The organism is Parasphingorhabdus pacifica, assembly GCF_054779195.1.
Genome location: NZ_BAAGYS010000008.1, coordinates 356,448 through 374,281, shown reverse-complemented (window position 1 = coordinate 374,281; position 17,834 = coordinate 356,448). Strand labels below are relative to the sequence as shown.

Sequence of the window (17,834 nt, the reverse complement as noted above, 5' to 3'; positions counted from 1 at the left end):
GGAGGACAGCGTGAATACCTCTCTCCCCTCGCCCACCCAAGCGACTCGGGTCACCTGCATCGGTGCCGGTGTCATCGGCGGCGGCTGGGTCGCGCACTTCCTCGCACGCGGCTACCGGGTCACCGTATGGGACCCGGCCGCCGACTACGAGCAGAAGCTGCGCCGCCTGGTTGACGCCGCCTGGCCCGCCCTGGTCGAACTCGGCCTCGCCCAGGGTGCCACCAGGGACAACCTCACCATGGCGGACACCCTGGAAGAAGCCGTCGCCGAGGCCGAGTTCGTGCAGGAGAGCGCCCCCGAAGATCTCGGGCTCAAGCAGGAACTGCTCGCTCGGATCGACGCGGCCACCCCGTCCCGCACCGTCGTCGCATCGTCGACCTCGGGATATCCGATGACCGACATGCAGCAACACTGCCCCACCCCGCAACGCTTGGTGGTCGGGCACCCGTTCAACCCGCCCTACCTCATCCCGCTCGTCGAAGTGGTCGGCGGCGAACTCAGCGAGGACTGGGCCGTGCGGTGGGCATCGGAGTTCTACACCGCCGCGGGCAAGTCGGTCATCACCATGGACCAAGAAGTGCCCGGCTTCATCGCCAACCGGCTCCAGGAGGCGATCTGGCGGGAAGCGCTGCACATGATCGCCAACGGGGAGGCCACGGTCGAACAGATCGACACCTCCATCACCGAAGGCCCCGGGCTCCGCTGGCCGCTGCTCGGCCCGTGCCTGACCTTCCATCTGGCAGGCGGCGAGGGCGGGATGGCCCACATGCTCGACCATTTCGGGCCGTCGCTGAAATCGCCCTGGACCCGGCTCGAAGCCCCCGAACTCACCGACGACCTACGTGACCGGATGGTCGATGGTTGCGAGGACGCGGCAGACGGACGCAGCGTCGCTGATCTCGTCTCCGATCGGGACCGCGCGGTGATTGCCGTGATCCGCGCGGTCGAGCAGGTCCGAAACGGAGATCCCCGTTGAGCGCCAACGTGTTGCACCGCCGTGTCCTTCCGGAATGGATCGACTACAACGGTCACCTCAGCGAGGCGTACTACGTGCTGGTCTTCGGGTTCGCCACCGACGCGCTGATGGAGCGAATCGGCATCGACGAGCGGTACCGGGCCGAGACCGGATGCTCGCTCTACACCGTCGAGGCCCATGTTCGCTACCTCGCCGAGGTGCCCCCGAATTCCGAACTGATCGTCACGACCCGGCTCGTCGGGTCCGGACCGAAGAAGCTCCGGATCTGCCACGAGATGACGGTGGCCGACACTCTCGTCGCGACCGAGGAAATCCTCGCCGTGCACGTCGGTGTGGAGCGAGCCGTCGAGTTCTCGGGCCAGGTCGTCGAGCAGATCGAAAACGTGCTCGAATCACCACCCGAATGGGCGGGGCGTTCGATAGCACAACCGACTCCCCGAGCGACCCGAGAGTCGGACACCGGCACCTGATGTCGCCCGGCTGCCGCCCGCGGTCTGTGAACACGACCGTGGGTGGCGGCCGCGGTCACTCGGCCGGCAGTACTCGGTGCGGGTTCAGGATGCCGTTCGGGTCCAGCGACCGCTTGATCGCGCGCTGCGCCCACAACGCCGTCGGATCGAGTTCCGCGCCGAGCCAATGGCGTTTGAGGTGACCGATCCCGTGCTCACCGGTGATCGTTCCTCCCAGCTCCAGACCCAGCGCCATGATCGCGTCGAAAGCGGTGCGCGCGCGCTCCGTTTCGCCGGGGTCGTCGCCGTCGAAGACCACCGTGGGATGCATGTTGCCGTCTCCCGCGTGGCCCGCGCACAACACCTGCACCCCGTGTTCGTCAGCAATCCGATGGATCCCGTCGACAAGATGAACCAGGTTCCGCCTCGGCACGCACACGTCGTCGATAAGCAACGATCCGAGGCGCTCCACCGCGTCGCCGACCAACCGCCGAGCCTGCATCAGTAGATCGCCTTCGGTCGGATCGTCCGCCACCACGACGTCGGAGGCGGCGAATCCGCCTGCGATTCGCCCGAACGCCGCCAGCTCGGCACCCGCCGTGCCTTCGCTATCGGAGCGCGCGATCAGCATTGCCGCCATGTCTTCCGGAAATCCCAGGTCGGCGATTCCAGCGACCGCTCGCACAGTGGGTGCGTCCATGAACTCCAGCACGGACGGGCGGTGGCCCTCCCCCAGGTAATCAGCCACCGTGCGGCAGGCGTCGGCGATGGTCGGGAAGAAGGCGACGGCGGTGAGCGGCCGCGCGGTCGCAGGCCTCAAGGCGACTGTGACCTCGGTGACCACTCCCAGCGTCCCCTCGGAACCGACCAGCAGGTGGGTCAAGTCGTATCCGGCCACGCCCTTGGCCGTGCGCCTTCCGGTCCGCAGCACCTGACCGTCGGCCAGCACCGCTTGCAGTCCTCGCACGAAGTCACCGGTGACCCCGTACTTCACGCAGCACATCCCGCCCGCGTTCGTCGCGACGTTGCCGCCGATGGTCGAGATGTTCCGCGAACCCGGGTCCGGGGGGTAGAAAAGGCCTTCTTGAGCCACCGCATCTGCCAGGTCCGCGTTCACCACACCGGGTTCGACCACCGCGATCTGCTCTTCGCGATCGATCTCCAGCACTCGGGCCATCTTCTCCGTGGACAGCAGGACACACCCATCCGACGCGTTCGCCGCTCCGGACAGTCCGCTGCGTGCACCTTGCGGAACGACCGGGACGCCTTGCTCGTTCGCCCACCGCAACACCGTCGCGACGTCCGCAGTGGACCGAGCTCGGACCAGTACGGCCGGGGTGCCGGAAGGACAGAAGTTGGCCCGATCCTTACGGTGCGCTCGCAGGATGTCGGGGTCGTCGATCACGCTTTCCGCGGGGAGTAAATCACGCAACGGATGCGCTGTTTCCATGGCGGTCATCCTGATCCCCAAACCCGATCGAAGGCCACACTGCCGGTCTCCGAAGAAATTACTTCAGATTCCGCCGCCTGCCCAGACGTGCGATGTGTGACAGTTGAAACCCGCCCCGAGACCTACCTTGCTCCTTTCGTGTCACGACCGATCACGGAAAGCCACCACAACGGATACAGCAGCGGTGTCCGCACGTGTCCCGCACCGATGCGAATAATCGCGGAACTAAGATATCTGCACCGAAAACAAAAGGTGGTATCGGTGCGCTCACCGATACCACCCAACGGGTGCCGGGAACAATCTCCCGGCACGCGAGTTCCACAGAACCGCGAAAACCGACGCGTCCAGCCGGCGGCCGGACATTTCGACACTAACCCGGCCACAACCCGAACATCGTGGCGAAACCCTCCCGCCAACTGGGCCACCCCGGCCGCCACCCCATCGTCTCCCGCAGGCGAAAGTTCGTCGCAGCTCGCTGCTCGGTCAGCTGATGCACGGTCAGCCAGTCCAACTGCGCCTTGGCCTGCTCCAACGTCAACGACACGGGGGCGGGGCCACCGACCATCCTGGCGTAAGCGGGCAACCACTCGGCGCACTCCGCCGGTTCGTTGTCCACCACGTTGAAAGCCCCCGGATCACCACCCGTAAGTACTTCGAGTACCGAGCTCGCCGCATCGTCCACATGCGTGAAAGAGGTCAAGCCGACGTGATCTTCGACCAGCGGCAGCGCACTGCCCCGGACCTGTTCGTGGATGAGGCCGCCGGGGGCATACCAGGTTCCGGGCCCGTACAAGGCACCGTAGCGAAGAGCCACGCCCTCGATCCCCGGGTTGGTCAGCACCGTCTCCTCCAGCGAAGCGACCGCCCGGACCGCCTCGCCCCAGACACCGGGAGCGTCGGTCCACAACGGAGCTTCCTCGTCGAGTACGTCGTGACCGTTCGGGCAGTACGCCGCGACCGTGCTCTGCGCGATCATCCGCGGAACCCCCGCATCGACCGATGCGGTCACGAGGTTGCGGGTCCCCACATCGCGCAACCGAGCCGTGGCCCGCATGGCGCTTTCGACGTCCGAGCCACGCCAGGCGGACGCTTGGTGGATCACCACGTCGGGGGCCGCCTGCTTGAGCACCAACCGCAACGGTTCGAGCTCGAGCAAATCGGCGGTGGCGACCTCGTCCACACCCGCCAGATCCGCCTCCTGCCCTTCCCGCCTGACCAGGGCGGTCACGTGGTGACCACGCGCACTCAACTGAGGCAGCAGCGTACGGCCCACCACACCCGTGGCGCCGACCACGAAAACACGCAGGGACACGAGGACCTCGCATGGCGTCGTTACTGGCAACGGCCTCCGGGAGACTACCCCCGACGGCGTGCCAACCACGCGTCAAAACGCCAGAACTAGCGGTTCGAGTGAAAGACGAGTGGCCCGCGCCGGCTCGGCGCGGGCCACTCGCTCGTTAGCCGCGAACTCAGACCGAGCGGATCTGAGCAGCCTGCGGGCCCTTCGGCCCCTGGGCGATCTCGAACTCCACGCGCTGGTTCTCATCCAGCGTACGGAAACCGGTGGCGTCAATCGCCGAGTAGTGGGCGAACACGTCGGATCCTCCCCCGTCCGGGGTAATGAAGCCGAAACCCTTTTCAGCGTTGAACCACTTAACGGTACCGGTAGCCATTCTCTTTTACTCCTACTTCAGATGGCCAGGGCCAACACTTCGTAGACCCCAAGTCGCCGAGATGATCACCCTTGGCCGAACGGCCTCCGGCACAACAAAGTGCCTGCGCCACAACGAGTCTCGCAGGCACTTTCCAGTACTTATGGGAACCAAAACTGCAACTGCGCACACGCTAGCACTACCGGACCGGGTTGTCACACAGTTGTCACTCGAAGTCGGGATACGACATTTTTCTGGAACCGTCAACCAATTGCGGTTGGCAATGGGCGCAAAACTGGCATGGGCGCGCCGAGCGATCGACTTCGCGGCGCGCCCTCCCGGCCGATCAAGGAATGCTGACCAGCAGTCGGCCTTCGGCCTCGGCAACCCTGTTCTGCTCGGTCTGCCGATCGGCCAGGCGGAGCGCAGCCGTCCTCGGAGTCGTGCCGTCGGCATCCCACGCGCCGATCAGCGGCGGGATCTTGGCCAGCATCTCCTCCCGGAGAACGCTGAACGACAGCACCGGGTCGGCGTCGACGCGACCGAGCAGCAGCCACCAGGCCCACGCCACCGCACCGGAGTTCGCGACGAAATCCGGAATGACCGGCACACCTCCGGCTGCCAACATTTCCTCGGCCTCCGGCGTGATCGGCGTGTTCGCCGCCTCGATGAGTACCTTGGCCGACACGTCGGGCACCAGCTCGGGAGTGATCGCGTACGAGACGGCAGCGGGGATCAACACGTCGACCTCGGCGGTGAGCACCGCATCACGGGCCAGCTGACGCACCCCGTCCGGCAACTGCGAGCGGTCCACCTCGCCGAAGCGATCCCGCAGGTCCAGCAGCGCCGGGATGTCCAGACCCTCAGGGTCGAACAAAGCACCCGCCGCGTCGGCCACCGCCACGACCTTCAGGCCCGCTTCGTGCAGGTACCAGGCAGCGCCACCGCCCATCGTGCCGAGTCCCTGCACCGCGACCGTGGTCTTCTCCGCGTCCCAGCCACGAGCCTGGACCACGCCCAGGCAGCATTGCGCGACACCGTATCCGCCCACCACGTCGCCGAGCAGGAGGCCACCTGGAACCGGCGCGTTGAGCCCCGCTCGCACCCGGCGCAGCGTGTGCTCGACGTCCGGCGCACGCCGGATGGCCGCGTGGAACGTCTGCTGGAGACCGACCTCCTCGAAAACCTCGTCGATCAGGTGCTGCGGCACCCCCAGGTCCTCGGCGGTCACCCAGTGCGCGTCGATCCACGGGCGCATCGCCTCGACGAACCTACTCAGCACACCCTTCGCCGCCGGATCCTTCGGGTCGCAGTCGACCCCGCCCTTGGCTCCGCCCACCGGCAGACCGAAGACCGCGGTCTTGCGCGCCATGCCACGGGCAAGGTCCTCCACTTCGGACATCGTGCATCCCGAACGCATCCGGGTTCCGCCCGTCGCCAGCCCGGATACCAGGCTATGGACAACCAGGTATCCGCGCTTGCCCGTAACGGGGTCTGTCCAAGTCACCCTCATCAGCGGGTCGCGATCGACGAGTGCCACCGGCCGTACCTCCTCCCGAGTGCAGTGCATGAAATGGGCACGGGTCGCCGCACCCACCGGTGTACCTACAGAAGGGGCGTGTCTCCGCCGACGGTTTCACACCAGTCGGCAACACGCGCTACTCGATCGACGTCACCGCCGGCGAGGGCCGGCGGTGAAGGTCATGAATGTCGTAGCCAGAGCGTGGAAGACGCCAACCAACGGAGGGGGCGCGGATGGCCGTACTCATGTACCCGCATGGTCACCTCCGTGCCTGGTTGACGATGGATTGAAGCTAAACCCGCCGCGGATTTATTGTCAACAATCGTCGGATCCGACATTCGAGGAGCCATCGGAAGTCAGCCGGGGCGGCCCGAGCGACGGGGCGGCAGACATCCCGCGCGAACCGGTGACGGCTCCGTTCGCAGTAGCGCCGACAGCAGCGGCCGGCCCTGCTCGAGCCCGCCCGGCGGGCCTTAAGCTCTCGGTCGGCGGGCGTCGGCCGCTTCGGACGACGGGCACAGCGCCGACCGCAGATGAGCGAAACCGCCCCGACCGCGTCGGGGCGACTGGGAGGATGCACGCATGACCGAACCGGGGCCACCCCACAGTGAGCCGGGATCGCTGGACGAGACCACCCAACAGCAGATCATCCAGCAGATCGGCCGCATCGTCCTACGGAGCCTCCCCCCGCTCTGGCAAGAAGCGCACATCGAGTACCGGGCGATCGGCGACCACGGTGAACTCGCCGCCGAACTGGTCGCCCCCAACGGCACGGTCGTCCCGCTGGGCATGCACTCCGAGGTGGAAACCCTCTTCCTTCAGCTGCGGCACGGCATGTATCGGCCGGACCGGGGGACCTGGATCAGCGCGCTCTACCGTCTCCAGCACGGCGGCAGTTACAGCGTCGACTTCAACGGCGACTACGAGCCCTCGTGGCGGGCCGCTCCACCGGTCGAGGCGTACGCGGACGAGCTGACCCGGTATCCGCGCGCCGAGGCGAACACACCGTCCTGGCTCGCGGAGCGGGCCGGGGCGCCCGGAACCGCGCTGCGGGTCGCCGAGGTCTTCGACCAGGGAGACGACGGTCGCCCTACCTTCGACCGTCCCGGGATCGGCGCCGGGGAACACGAACAACTCGTGCAGTACCTCGAAAGCGCACCGATCGTGCTGGCCGCCCGCAGCTGGGACACCGACCAGCTCGCCCCGGATCAACCGCTGTCGGTACCGCTGACCTTCCACACCGACGGCAGCTGGATCTGGCCGGGGGCGGTCGGCTACTACCTGCGCCACCACAACGTTTCACCGGAAGCCGAGCTGACCGCGCACATCCGTGCGAGCGGATTCCGGGTCCCGGACGTTGACGAGCGAACCAGGGACCAGGCTGTCGCCTCTATTACCGGCGAGTTCCGCTCCTGACCCGTTCCGCACCCGGCCACCACGTCACCGGTCCCCGTGACAGCTCGTCCGGCCACACCGGCACAATGGGCGCTCCGGCGCGGCAGGAGGTGGCATGGTGGACGCACTCGCGGACCTCGCTCTCGTCGGTGGCACGGTGTCGACGATGGACTCGGCCCGTTCGTGCACCGACGCGGTGGCCATCCGGGCGGGTTGTGTCCAGGCTCTGGGCAGCGCACGCGTTCGCGAGGTCACCGGTCCGCGAACGGAAGTGATCGACCTCCGTGGAAGACACCTGCTTCCCGGCTTTCAGGACGCCCACGTGCATCCGGTCTACGGTGGACTCCAGTCGTTGCGGTGCGACCTCTCCGGTAGTCGAGATGCCGCCGACTGCCTGCGACACATCGGGGAGTACCGATTCACCCACGGGGAACGGGGCTGGCTGCTCGGGGGCGGATGGGACATGGGGCACTTCGCCGGCGGCGCCCCGGACCGCGAGCGGTTGGACGCGGTCACCGGCCAACGCCCCGCCTGCCTGTTCAGCCAGGACCACCACAGCGCATGGGTCAACACCGCCGCGCTGCGAATCGCGGGTATCGACCGGCACACCCCATCGCCCGGGGATGGCTGGATCGAGCGGGAGCCCGACGGATCACCGGCGGGGACCCTGCACGAGGGAGCGGTCGACCTCGTCAGCCGATGCCTGCCCCGTGCGGACGACCGCGAGTACGAGGACGCGCTCTTGGCGGGCCAACGACACCTGCACGCGCACGGGGTGACGAGCTGGCACGACGCCATCGTCGGCGAGTACCTCGGTTTCGCCGACGCGCTGCCCACCTACGTCGAACTCGACCGACGCGGACTGCTAACCGGCCGAGCGAGCGGCGCGCTGTGGTGGGATCGGGACCGGGGTGTCGAACAGATCGAGGATCTCCGCGAGCGCCGGGCCCGAGCACGCGGACAGCGTTTCCACGCCGACACGGTGAAGATCATGCAGGACGGCGTCTGCGAGAACTTCACCGCTTCGCTCATGTTGCCGTACCTCGGCGCACACGGCAGCGGACTCTCCTTTGTGGACCCCTCGGCGCTTGCCAGGGCGGTGCGACTGCTCGATGCGGAAGACTTCCAGGTGCACTTCCACGCCATCGGGGACCGCGCCATCAAGGATGCGCTCGACGCCCTCGGCGAGGCCGCGGAGAGCAACGGCCACAGGGGGCTGCGACACCAGATCGCGCACGTGCAGGTGGTCCGTCCCGGCGACATCCCCAGATTCCGAACTCTGGGCGTGGTGGCCAATATCCAGCCGGCCTGGGCGATTTACGACGCGCCGATGGTCGAGCTGACCGTGCCCCGGCTAGGGCATCGGCGATCCGAGTGGCAGTACCCGTTCCGCTCGCTTCGCGGAGCGGGCGCCGTGCTCGCCGCAGGCAGTGATTGGCCGGTTTCGGACGTGGACCCGATGCGCGCGATCCACGCCGCGGTCAACCGAACCGATTCCGCCGACAACGGTGAACCGTTCATGCCGGAAGAGGGACTGCAGCTGACCGACGCCCTCGCAGCCTACACGGCCGGGAGCGCATGGGTGAACCACCTCGACCGGGACACCGGGTCGTTGGAGATCGGCAAGCGGGCCGACCTCGTCGTCCTCGACCGCGACCCGTTCGAGCTCCGTCCGGAGGAAATCGGGGACACGCTCGTCGATCTCACCTTCGTCGACGGTCGCATCGTGCACTCCCGCGGAACCTGACCCGCGGGCTCGAACCCGGCCCCGCGCGGATCAGGACTGCGGCTGACTTCCTCCCCACGTCTAACGGCGGGGGTTCCAACCAGCGCTAGAGCCGGTTGGTGCGTGGCCCCTTTGCGGGGGTGCTGGCTCCTGCTTCACAGACCGGGCAACCCCGAGGTCGCCACAGGCTCCATAAGGGTTTGTTGCAGCACGTGCGACGGGGCCTGCTTCAACCACGCGTGCTCGCTCTTGGCGCCAGCAAGCTGGGCGGCCTGCTCGTTGTAGTTCATCCACGCGCCCCGCTTGCGGCATGCTAAACCCGGAGGTCTGCGCGCTATGATCCTCCGATCAGCGCTTCCGCCCGACTCCCGCGTAGACGGCGCAGTCCTCGGGGTGCTCGCGTGCCTCCGTCCGCCAGGCCGCGGTCCAGGTCACGCCGGGCTGGAGCAGCTCGAACCCCGCGAAGAACCTTTCCACTTCGGCGTACTCACGTGTGGTGACCGGGTTCGTGCTGCCCCGGTACAGGTCCACGAGCTGACGGATCCGGTCCGGGTGCACGTCGTCGGTAACGTGGGAAAGGACGAAGTGGCTACCCGGCGCGAGCAGTTCCCGGTAACGCTCGATGACCGCGCCCGGTTCGTCCGAGTCCGGTACGAAGTGCAGCACCGCCACCATCAGCAGGGCCACCGGTTCGTCGAAATCGATGAGTTCCCGGACTTCCGGCGAACCCAGGATGGCATCCGGATCGCGGAGGTCCGCTTCGACCACCAGAGCGCGGTCGTTGTCCTCGAGCAACATGCGGCTGTGCTCGACCGCCACCTTCTCGTTGTCCGCGTAGGCGACCCGGCATCGTGGATCGAGCTGCTGGGCGACCTCGTGCACGTTGCCGACCGTCGGCGTTCCGGAACCGACGTCGATGAATTGGCGAATCCCGTTGTCGACGCACACTTTCACCGCGCGGCGGAGGAAGTCCCGATTCTCCCGGGCCAGGTCGTTGACCCAGGGGACGGCTTCGGTGACCCGCTTGGCGAGTTCGCGATCGGATGCGAAGTTGCACGCTCCACCGAGGTAGTAATCGTATACCCGGGCCGCACTAGGACGGGTGACGTCGACCCCACCCGGAATCTGCTGCTGAGGATCCACTGAACAGAACACCTCGTTCTCACGCCGAATTTCCCGCACGCTAACAACACCGCCCAGTACCGCAAACCCCCATTCGCGCACCGGTTCCGGCGCACGGCGGGAAACTCGGACGGTCCGGAGCGAAAAAGCTCCGCACCAGCCGGTGAGCCGCCAGCGGATTCCCACGTCCGGACGGTCTCGATCGGAGCAACAGCGGTACTGGTCCTCAGGCCGAACAGAAATCACTCTTCTGATCCTCCGCTCGCGGGCAGGTGTCCGGTTACGGTGAACCCGGACGCTCGGTCGTGGCCTGGAACACACATGCCGTGCCCGAGCCGGAACCGATGGCAGGGACGAACAGGAAGAGGTGAGTGTCGGTGGAGTCGACGACGTTGAGCTCGGTGATCGGCCCGAACTCGAGGGCCGAGACGTCGGACACCGGCGGCCACGAGTACCTCTCGCGCAACCCGTCCCGGCTCGACGACGTGGTCGCGCGGGTACGGATGGCGGGGTCGCAGGCAATCCCGGACGCCGCCCGGAGCGCCAAGGCCGCCCAACGCGAGTGGGCGCAGGTCCCGGCCCCGGTACGCGGGCGGGTCATCGCGGGACTGGGCCGGCTCGTCGAGGCGAACAAGGAGTCGCTCGCCCGGCTGGTTACCCGGGAGATCGGCAAGCCGCGCACCGAGGCGTTGGGCGAAGTGCAGGAGATCATCGACACCTGCGACTTCTTCGTCGGCGAAGGGCGCAGGCTCTACGGGCAAACGGTGCCCTCGGAGATGCCCGACAAGCAGCTGTTCACCTTCAGGGAGCCGGTCGGAGTCGCCGTGGTGATCACCGCGGGCAACTTCCCGGTCGCCGTGCCGTCCTGGTACCTGGTACCCGCGCTGCTGAGCGGCAACGCAGTGGTGTGGAAACCTGCCGAGTACGCCTCCGCGGCGGGTCGTGCGGTCGCGGAACTCGCGTGGCGCGCGGGTGTGCCGCGCGGTGTGCTCAACCTCGTGCACACCGACGGCGAATCCACCTTCCGGGGGCTGGAGACCGCGCTCCAGGAAGGCAACGTGAACAAGGTCGGTTTCACCGGGTCTAGCGCGGTCGGGTCCAGGGTCGGTGAGTTGTGCGGCCGATACCTGCAGAACCCGTGCCTGGAGCTCGGCGGCAAGAACCCGATGGTTGTCGAACGGGACGCGGACCTGGACCTCGCGGTGGAAGGTGCGCTCTTTTCCGGCTGGGGAACGGCCGGGCAACGCTGCACCTCGTTGGGCAACCTGATCGTGCACCACGAGATCCACGACGAGTTCGTCTCCCGCCTCGATGTCGCCCTCCGCGCCGCGAAGGTCGGCGTTCCGTCGGGTGATGTGCTCTTCGGTCCCATGTTGGACCAGAAGTTCGCCGACAATTTCGAAGGCATCCTCGGCAAGATCGCCGACCACCACACCGTGCTCGGGTCGGATTCGACCGGCAGGATCACCGCGTCGGCACCCCGTGCCGGGTTCGAGGGCGACCCGGAGGCCGGGCTGTTCTACCACCCTGTCCTGCTCGACGGGATGCGCGCCGACGACGACATCTTCCTCAACGAGACCTTCGGCCCCATCGTGGGGGTGACCACCTTCGAGACGCTCGACGAGGCGATCGAGCTGGGCAACCGCCCCGCCTACGGACTCTCGGCCGCGGTGTACACCGGTGATCCGGCCACCGCGTTCCGCTTCCGCGAGGGCATCAGCGCCGGAATGGTCAGTGTGAACAACTCCACCTCCGGCGCCGAGGCGCACCTCCCCTTCGGCGGGAATGGCAAGTCCGGCAACGGCGGCAGGTTGTCGGGCATGTGGGTCCTCGACCAGTTCACCCGCTGGCAGTCGTTGAACTGGGACTTCTCGGGCAAGTTGCAGAAGGCGCAAATGGATGTCGACACGGTCGAACCCGAACTCGACTACCGGCTTCCCCCTGAACTCGGGGGTCACGCATGAGCGGATTGCTCCGGCAACGAGCCCAGGTCGTCGTGATCGGTGGCGGGGTGATCGGCGTGAGCATCGCCTTCCACCTCGCCGAGGCCGGAACCTCCGTCATGTTGCTGGAGCGTGCTGAGCTCGGGTCCGGAAGCAGCAGCAGGGCCGCGGGCGGTGTTCGTGCCCAGTTCTCCGATCCGGTCAACATCGAGCTGGGCGCCCGCAGCCTGCGGGCGTTCGAGAAGTTCTCGGAACGTCCCGGGGGCGAGATCGACCTCAGCCAGAACGGTTACCTGTTCCTGCTCTCGGAGCCCGACGACGTCGACGCGTTCGAGCGTGGCGTCGACGTTCAGAACGGGTTCGGGGTTCCGAGTCGGATGCTCACGGTGGACGAAGCCTGCTCGATGTCACCGTTCGTCGTCCCGGACGGGCTGTTGGCGGCGGCGTACTCCCCGTCCGACGGACACTGCACTCCGGAAGCCGTTGTTCAGGGCTACGCGAGCGGGGCCCGGCAACACGGCGCGGTGCTGCGGACGCACTGCGCCGTGACCGGGGTCGAGACGACCGGCGGCCGTGTCACCGGCGTGCACACCGAAGCGGGGACGATCGAAGCCTCCACCGTGATCTGCGCGGCGGGTGCGTGGTCGGCCGAGGTCGGCGACATGCTCGGCGTGGATCTGCCGGTGCGGCCGTTGCGCAGGCAGATCCTGGTGACCGAGCCGATCGACCAGCTTCCGCCCAACCTGCCGTTCACCATCGACTTCGCCACGAGCTTCTATTTCCACGAAGAAGACCCCGGCCTGCTCATCGGCATGTCCGATCCGGATGAGGAGTACGGGTTCCGGTTGGGTACCGACGACCAGTGGCTCGGCAGGCTCTCCGACGCCGTACAGCGCCGCGCACCGCGACTCTCCGACGTGGGCATCGCGCACGGCTGGGCAGGGCTCTACGAGGTGACGCCCGACCACAATGCGCTCGTCGGCGCCGCCGACGGTCCGGACCGGTTCCTCTACGCCACCGGCTTCTCGGGGCACGGTTTTCTCCAAGCCCCGGCAGTGGGTGAGGTGATGCGCGACCTCGTGCTCGGTTACACCCCGGCGATCGACATCAGCGGCCTGCACGCGACCCGCTTCGCCGGTTCGCAGACGCGGCCCGAGCGCAACTGCATCTGAACGCGCACCGCCGTTCCACCTCCAGCACCGGCGAAGGATGGTCATCGTGACGGATCTGCTGCAGCACATCGACGAGTGGGGACCGGAGAAGGTCGTCTGCGTCTCGGACGCGCGCACCGGCATGCGGGGCGTGCTCGTCATCGACAACACCGCCCGTGGCACGGGAAAGGGCGGGACGCGGATGAGCCCGTCGGTCACCGTCGAGGAGATCGCTCGGCTGGCCAGGGTCATGACCTGGAAGTGGGCCGCCGTCGACCTGTTCCACGGTGGGGCGAAGGCCGGCATCAACGCGGATCCGAACTCGCCGGGCAAGGAACGGATCGTCCGCGCGTTCGCGCGCAAGCTCGCCGACCAGATCCCTGCGAGTTACGTGGCGGGGCTGGACATGGGGATGACCGAAAAGGACGCGGCGATCATCCAGGACGAGCTCGGGGACCGGGGTGCGGCCGTGGGTGTACCCGAAGCTCTGGGTGGTGTGCCGTACGACGAGCTCGGAGTGACCGGTCACGGGGTCGCCGAGGCGGTCCACGCGGCGTTGTCGCGGCAAGGGCGGTCGATCGAGAACGCCAGGGTTTCGCTGCAGGGCTTCGGCGCGGTCGGGGCTGCCGCTGCGCGGCGCCTCGACGAACTCGGGGCCCGGATCGTCGCGCTGTCCACGGTGGCGGGCGCGGTGCACGATCCCGATGGGCTCGACATGGGGCGGTGGATCGCCGCCCGCGCCGAATTCGGCGACGGCTGCGTCCGCACCGCATCCCTTGCCCACCGGTCGGCATGCGGCGAAGAACTCGTCGTCGACTGCGACGTTCTGGTCCCCGCCGCAGGGCAGGACGTCATCGACGAGCGGGTGGCCGCCGAGATCCGCGCCGGTCTCGTCGTGGAGGGCGCCAACCTGCCGACCACCCCGGCAGCCAAGGCGGTGCTGGCGGATCGCGGGATCACTGTGGTTCCGGATTTCATCGCCAACGCGGGCGGCGCTGTCGCGGCCGGGTTCTCGATGGACGCCCGACGCTCGGCGTTCCGCCCGGAGCCCGCCTCGATCCTGCGCGAGGTGGAACGGCGCTCCCGCCACAACACCGAGCTCGTGCTGGACGAAGCCAGGGACAGGGGCGTGCTCCCGCACGAGGCAGCCCTGGAGCTCGCTCGTGACCGGGTCCGCACGGCCATGGTGTTGCGCGGCCAACTCTCCCCCAACGCCCCCGGAGCGGCGATGCCCGCTGCGGCGAGATGAGCCGGGAGGAAAACAGTGCTCAACCCCATCCACCTCCGGACCCTGCAGGAGTGCGTGCGGACCGGCTCGTTCGCGGAGGCGGGCCGGACGCTCGGCTACACCGCCTCGGCGGTCTCCCAGCAGATGGTCCTGCTCGAACGCGCCGTCGGGGCGCCGCTCTTCGAGCGTGCAGCGCGCAGCGCCCGCAGCACCGGGTTGGCGTTGCGGCTGGCCGAACGCAGCCGCGACGCGTTGGGGGCGCTGGACGCTCTGGAGCGGGAGGTGCGGTCGATGGTGGTCGGTGAAGAAGGGAGCCTGCGGTTGGCCAGTTTCTCCACCGCCAATGCGCAGGTACTTCCGGAAGTGCTGGCAACCGTGGTCGCCCAACGCCCCCAGGCAGAGGTCCAGCTCGACGAGGGGGAACCGGACGAGGTCATTGACGGGGTCCTCGACGGTGTGGTGGATGCGGCCGTGGTGTTCGAGTACGACCTCGACCCGCGTCAGTGGCCGATCGAGTTGTGCGTTGAGGAACTGATGGCCGAGCCTTTACGAGTCGCTCTGCCGGAGTCGCACCGGTTGGCGGGGGCGGACGCGGTCGACCTCAACGACCTGGCGACGGACGCCTGGATCTGCACGAGACAGGACACGGCGGGAGCACGGTCATTGGTGCGACTGGCCGCCGCCGGAGGGTTCGTGCCCCGAATCATTTTCCGGAGCAACGACTACTCCGTGGTGCGTGATCTGGTGGCCCGCGGGCTCGGAGTGGCCGCCCTGCCGAGCCTGGCGCTCGACGATGCTCGGGTTCGCACCAGCCGGATCGCCGGATGGCAACCGCATCGGCGCGTCAAAGCCCTCTACCGGAAGCAGAACACGAATCCACTGCTGCCGATCGCCTTGGAGTGCCTGGCGAAATCCTGCGCTGCACTCGCGGCGAGCTGGCACACCGACATCGGGCAGCACGTCGGACGAAACACGGCGGAGCAGACTTGAACAGCACGAACACGCGACCCGAGCCGATCGACGAACACTTCCGCACCACGGTCCGGAAGCTCGGCTCAACCCCGGCTTCGACCTCCGCCCGAGCGGCCCAGACAGCGGACCGGTATCCGGCGCGTGAGCTGCTCGACCTGTTCGATGCCCAGGCAGGCAGCAGGCACGTCGACTTCACGGCTCGCCTGCTCGGCTCGCGCGGGGTCGGCTACTACAGCATCGGCTCGTCCGGGCACGAGTCGAACGCCGCGGTGGCCGCCGCGCTGCGTCCGAACGATCCTGCCTTGCTGCACTACCGTTCGGGCGGGTTCTACGTGCGCCGGGCACGTCAGGTTCCCCGGCAGGACCCGCTCCGGGACATGCTGCTGGGGATCGTCGCTTCGGCCGACGAGCCGATCTCGGCCGGTCGGCACAAGGTATTCGGTCACGGTGACTGCGGAGTCATCCCGCAGACCTCGACGATCGCTTCACACCTGCCTCGGGCGGTCGGGCTGGCGTTCGCCCTCGACCGGTCCGCGCGGCTGGGAATCGAGCACGAGTGGGCACCGGATTCCCTCGTGGCGTGCAGTTTCGGGGACGCCTCGGTCAACCACTCCACCGCCACGGGCGCGATCAACGCGGCGCTGCACTGCACCCATCAGGGCATCCCGATGCCGTTGTTGCTGGTCTGCGAGGACAATGGAATCGGGATCAGCGTGCGTACCCCGGCTGGCTGGATCGAGTCGTGTTACGGGCAGCACCCCGGATTGCGGTACTTCGACGTCGACGGTGACGACCCCGTCCGCTGCCTGGTGGTAGCCCGGGAAGCCGCGGACTGGGTTCGGGAGCACCGGCGTCCCGCCTTCCTGCGCCTGCGCACGGTCCGCCTGATGGGCCACGCCGGCTCCGATGTGGAATCCGGGTATCGGGCACGTACGGAGATCCTCGCCGACTACGAGCGCGACCCGCTGCTGGCAACGGCGCGGGAGGTCGTGCGGCGAGGGATTCTCGCCCCGCAAGAGGTGATCCGCCGCTACGAGGGCGTGCGCGCGGAGGTGGCGCGGCTGGCCGAAGACGCGCTCGAACGCCGCAAGCTCGCCGATGCTTCCGAGGTGATGGCCTCCATCGCCGCGGATCATCCGGACGCCGTCGCGCGGCGCGTCTCGGCAGCACCGGAGGGTGGACAGCACTCGCTCGACGACGCTTCGGGGACGCCGGGCATCGGTGGCCCGGTCACACTGGCCCAGGCGATCAACCGTTGCCTGTCCGAGCAGCTCGACCGGGATCGGCGCGTGTTGGTTTTCGGTGAGGACGTGGCGCGCAAGGGCGGCGTCTACGGGGTCACGCGGGGTCTGCGCAAACGGTTCGGCGGAAACCGGGTGTTCGACACGCTGCTCGACGAGCAGAGCATCCTCGGCACGGCGCTGGGGGCCGGGTTGTCGGGTCTGTTGCCGATTCCGGAGATCCAGTACCTGGCGTACCTGCACAACGCCGCGGATCAAATTCGTGGTGAGGCCGCCACGTTGAGCTTCTTCTCGAACGGCCGGTACCGGAATCCGATGGTGCTGCGCATCGCAGGATACGGGTATCAGAAGGGTTTCGGCGGACACTTCCACAACGACGACAGTGTGGCCGCGTTGCGGGACATTCCCGGTGTGGTGGTCGCTTCGCCGTCGCGTCCGGACGACGCCGCCGCGATGCTCCGCACCTGTGTGGCGGCGGCGCAGGTGGACGGCCGGGTATGCGTCTTCCTCGAACCGATCGCGCTTTACCACACCCGCGACCTGTATGAATCCGGTGACGGCAGCTGGCTCGCGGACTACCCGGCAGCGGGTGCACCGCACGTGCCGGTCGGCCGCGGGCGAGTGCACGGAGAAGGCACGGACCTGACCCTGGTCACGTTCGGCAACGGGCTGCCGATGAGCCTGCGGGTGGCCCGCCGCCTGCGGGAACGCGGCATCGATGCCCGCGTTCTCGACCTTCGGTGGCTTGCTCCACTCCCGGTGGAGGATCTGCTCGCCGCGGCGACGGCGACAGGCCGAGCTCTGATCGTCGACGAGACCCGCCGCTCCGGCGGCGTGTCCGAATCGGTGGTCACGGCACTGATCGACGGGGGTTTCGACGGTCAGATCGCCCGTGTCACCAGCGAGGACAGCTTCATCCCGCTCGGCGCCGCGGCCACGCACGTGCTGCTCGACGAGGAGACGATCGAGCATGCAGCGGTGCGACTGGCCAAGCCTTGATCAGCGGG

General features: G+C 67.9%; 15 protein-coding genes. 9 read left to right on the top strand and 6 right to left on the bottom strand.

Going from position 1 to position 17,834, the window contains the following annotated elements:
- The first annotated feature begins 10 nt into the window (after window positions 1-10).
- Both ACYVAN_RS13380 and ACYVAN_RS13375 read left to right on the top strand, forming a co-directional pair.
- Window positions 11-976, top strand: coding sequence for a 3-hydroxyacyl-CoA dehydrogenase NAD-binding domain-containing protein (locus ACYVAN_RS13380; protein ID WP_460959352.1), 966 nt, complete (start codon window positions 11-13; stop codon window positions 974-976).
- Window positions 973-1,446, top strand: coding sequence for a thioesterase family protein (locus tag ACYVAN_RS13375; RefSeq protein ID WP_460959350.1), 474 nt, complete (start codon window positions 973-975; stop codon window positions 1,444-1,446). Before ACYVAN_RS13380 ends, ACYVAN_RS13375 begins: the two co-directional genes overlap by 4 nt.
- 55 nt (window positions 1,447-1,501) lie before the next feature.
- Here ACYVAN_RS13375 and ACYVAN_RS13370 read toward each other — a convergent pair whose 3' ends face one another.
- The 4 genes from ACYVAN_RS13370 to ACYVAN_RS13355 form a co-directional block, all read right to left on the bottom strand.
- Window positions 1,502-2,875, bottom strand: a complete 1,374-nt coding sequence (locus ACYVAN_RS13370; RefSeq protein ID WP_460959348.1) for an FAD-binding oxidoreductase — start codon at window positions 2,873-2,875, stop codon at window positions 1,502-1,504.
- Between the two features lie 370 nt (window positions 2,876-3,245).
- Window positions 3,246-4,187 carry an NAD-dependent epimerase/dehydratase family protein gene (locus ACYVAN_RS13365; protein WP_460959346.1) on the bottom strand — a complete coding sequence of 314 codons (942 nt, stop codon included), beginning with the start codon at window positions 4,185-4,187 and terminating at the stop codon, window positions 3,246-3,248.
- Window positions 4,188-4,344: 157 nt separating this feature from the next.
- Window positions 4,345-4,548 carry a cold-shock protein gene (locus ACYVAN_RS13360; RefSeq protein ID WP_460959344.1) on the bottom strand — a complete coding sequence of 68 codons (204 nt, stop codon included), beginning with the start codon at window positions 4,546-4,548 and terminating at the stop codon, window positions 4,345-4,347.
- A 325-nt stretch (window positions 4,549-4,873) separates the two neighbouring features.
- Window positions 4,874-6,040, bottom strand: a complete 1,167-nt coding sequence (locus tag ACYVAN_RS13355) for a Glu/Leu/Phe/Val dehydrogenase dimerization domain-containing protein (RefSeq protein ID WP_460959961.1) — start codon at window positions 6,038-6,040, stop codon at window positions 4,874-4,876.
- Between the two features lie 591 nt (window positions 6,041-6,631).
- Between ACYVAN_RS13355 and ACYVAN_RS13350 the strand changes: the two genes are divergently transcribed.
- Complete coding sequence (locus tag ACYVAN_RS13350) at window positions 6,632-7,465, top strand: hypothetical protein (protein ID WP_460959343.1); 834 nt, start codon at window positions 6,632-6,634, stop codon at window positions 7,463-7,465.
- A 94-nt stretch (window positions 7,466-7,559) separates the two neighbouring features.
- Window positions 7,560-9,191 (top strand): amidohydrolase, encoded by a 1,632-nt coding sequence (locus ACYVAN_RS13345; protein ID WP_460959341.1) that lies wholly within the window; start codon window positions 7,560-7,562, stop codon window positions 9,189-9,191.
- A gap of 134 nt (window positions 9,192-9,325) precedes the next feature.
- Here ACYVAN_RS13345 and ACYVAN_RS13340 read toward each other — a convergent pair whose 3' ends face one another.
- Both ACYVAN_RS13340 and ACYVAN_RS13335 read right to left on the bottom strand, forming a co-directional pair.
- Complete coding sequence (locus tag ACYVAN_RS13340; protein WP_460959339.1) at window positions 9,326-9,460, bottom strand: hypothetical protein; 135 nt, start codon at window positions 9,458-9,460, stop codon at window positions 9,326-9,328.
- A gap of 58 nt (window positions 9,461-9,518) precedes the next feature.
- Window positions 9,519-10,313, bottom strand: a complete 795-nt coding sequence (locus ACYVAN_RS13335) for an SAM-dependent methyltransferase (protein ID WP_460959337.1) — start codon at window positions 10,311-10,313, stop codon at window positions 9,519-9,521.
- Between the two features lie 356 nt (window positions 10,314-10,669).
- Here ACYVAN_RS13335 and ACYVAN_RS13330 point away from each other — a divergent pair, with 356 nt between their 5' ends.
- Genes ACYVAN_RS13330 through ACYVAN_RS13310 form a run of 5 tightly spaced genes read left to right on the top strand, consistent with a single transcriptional unit; the run spans window position 10,670 to window position 17,826 of the window.
- Window positions 10,670-12,256 (top strand): aldehyde dehydrogenase family protein, encoded by a 1,587-nt coding sequence (locus ACYVAN_RS13330; protein ID WP_460959335.1) that lies wholly within the window; start codon window positions 10,670-10,672, stop codon window positions 12,254-12,256.
- The gene (locus tag ACYVAN_RS13325; RefSeq protein WP_460959334.1) at window positions 12,253-13,407 is read left to right on the top strand and encodes an NAD(P)/FAD-dependent oxidoreductase; all 1,155 of its coding nucleotides are present in this window, start codon (window positions 12,253-12,255) and stop codon (window positions 13,405-13,407) included. Before ACYVAN_RS13330 ends, ACYVAN_RS13325 begins: the two co-directional genes overlap by 4 nt.
- 46 nt (window positions 13,408-13,453) lie before the next feature.
- Window positions 13,454-14,635 (top strand): Glu/Leu/Phe/Val family dehydrogenase, encoded by a 1,182-nt coding sequence (locus tag ACYVAN_RS13320; protein ID WP_460959332.1) that lies wholly within the window; start codon window positions 13,454-13,456, stop codon window positions 14,633-14,635.
- Between the two features lie 15 nt (window positions 14,636-14,650).
- On the top strand, window positions 14,651-15,604 hold the full coding sequence (locus ACYVAN_RS13315) for a LysR substrate-binding domain-containing protein (RefSeq protein ID WP_460959330.1): 954 nt from the start codon (window positions 14,651-14,653) through the stop codon (window positions 15,602-15,604).
- Complete coding sequence (locus ACYVAN_RS13310) at window positions 15,601-17,826, top strand: thiamine pyrophosphate-dependent enzyme (RefSeq protein WP_460959328.1); 2,226 nt, start codon at window positions 15,601-15,603, stop codon at window positions 17,824-17,826. The genes ACYVAN_RS13315 and ACYVAN_RS13310 overlap by 4 nt, the downstream gene beginning before the upstream one ends.
- Window positions 17,827-17,834: the final 8 nt, after the last annotated feature.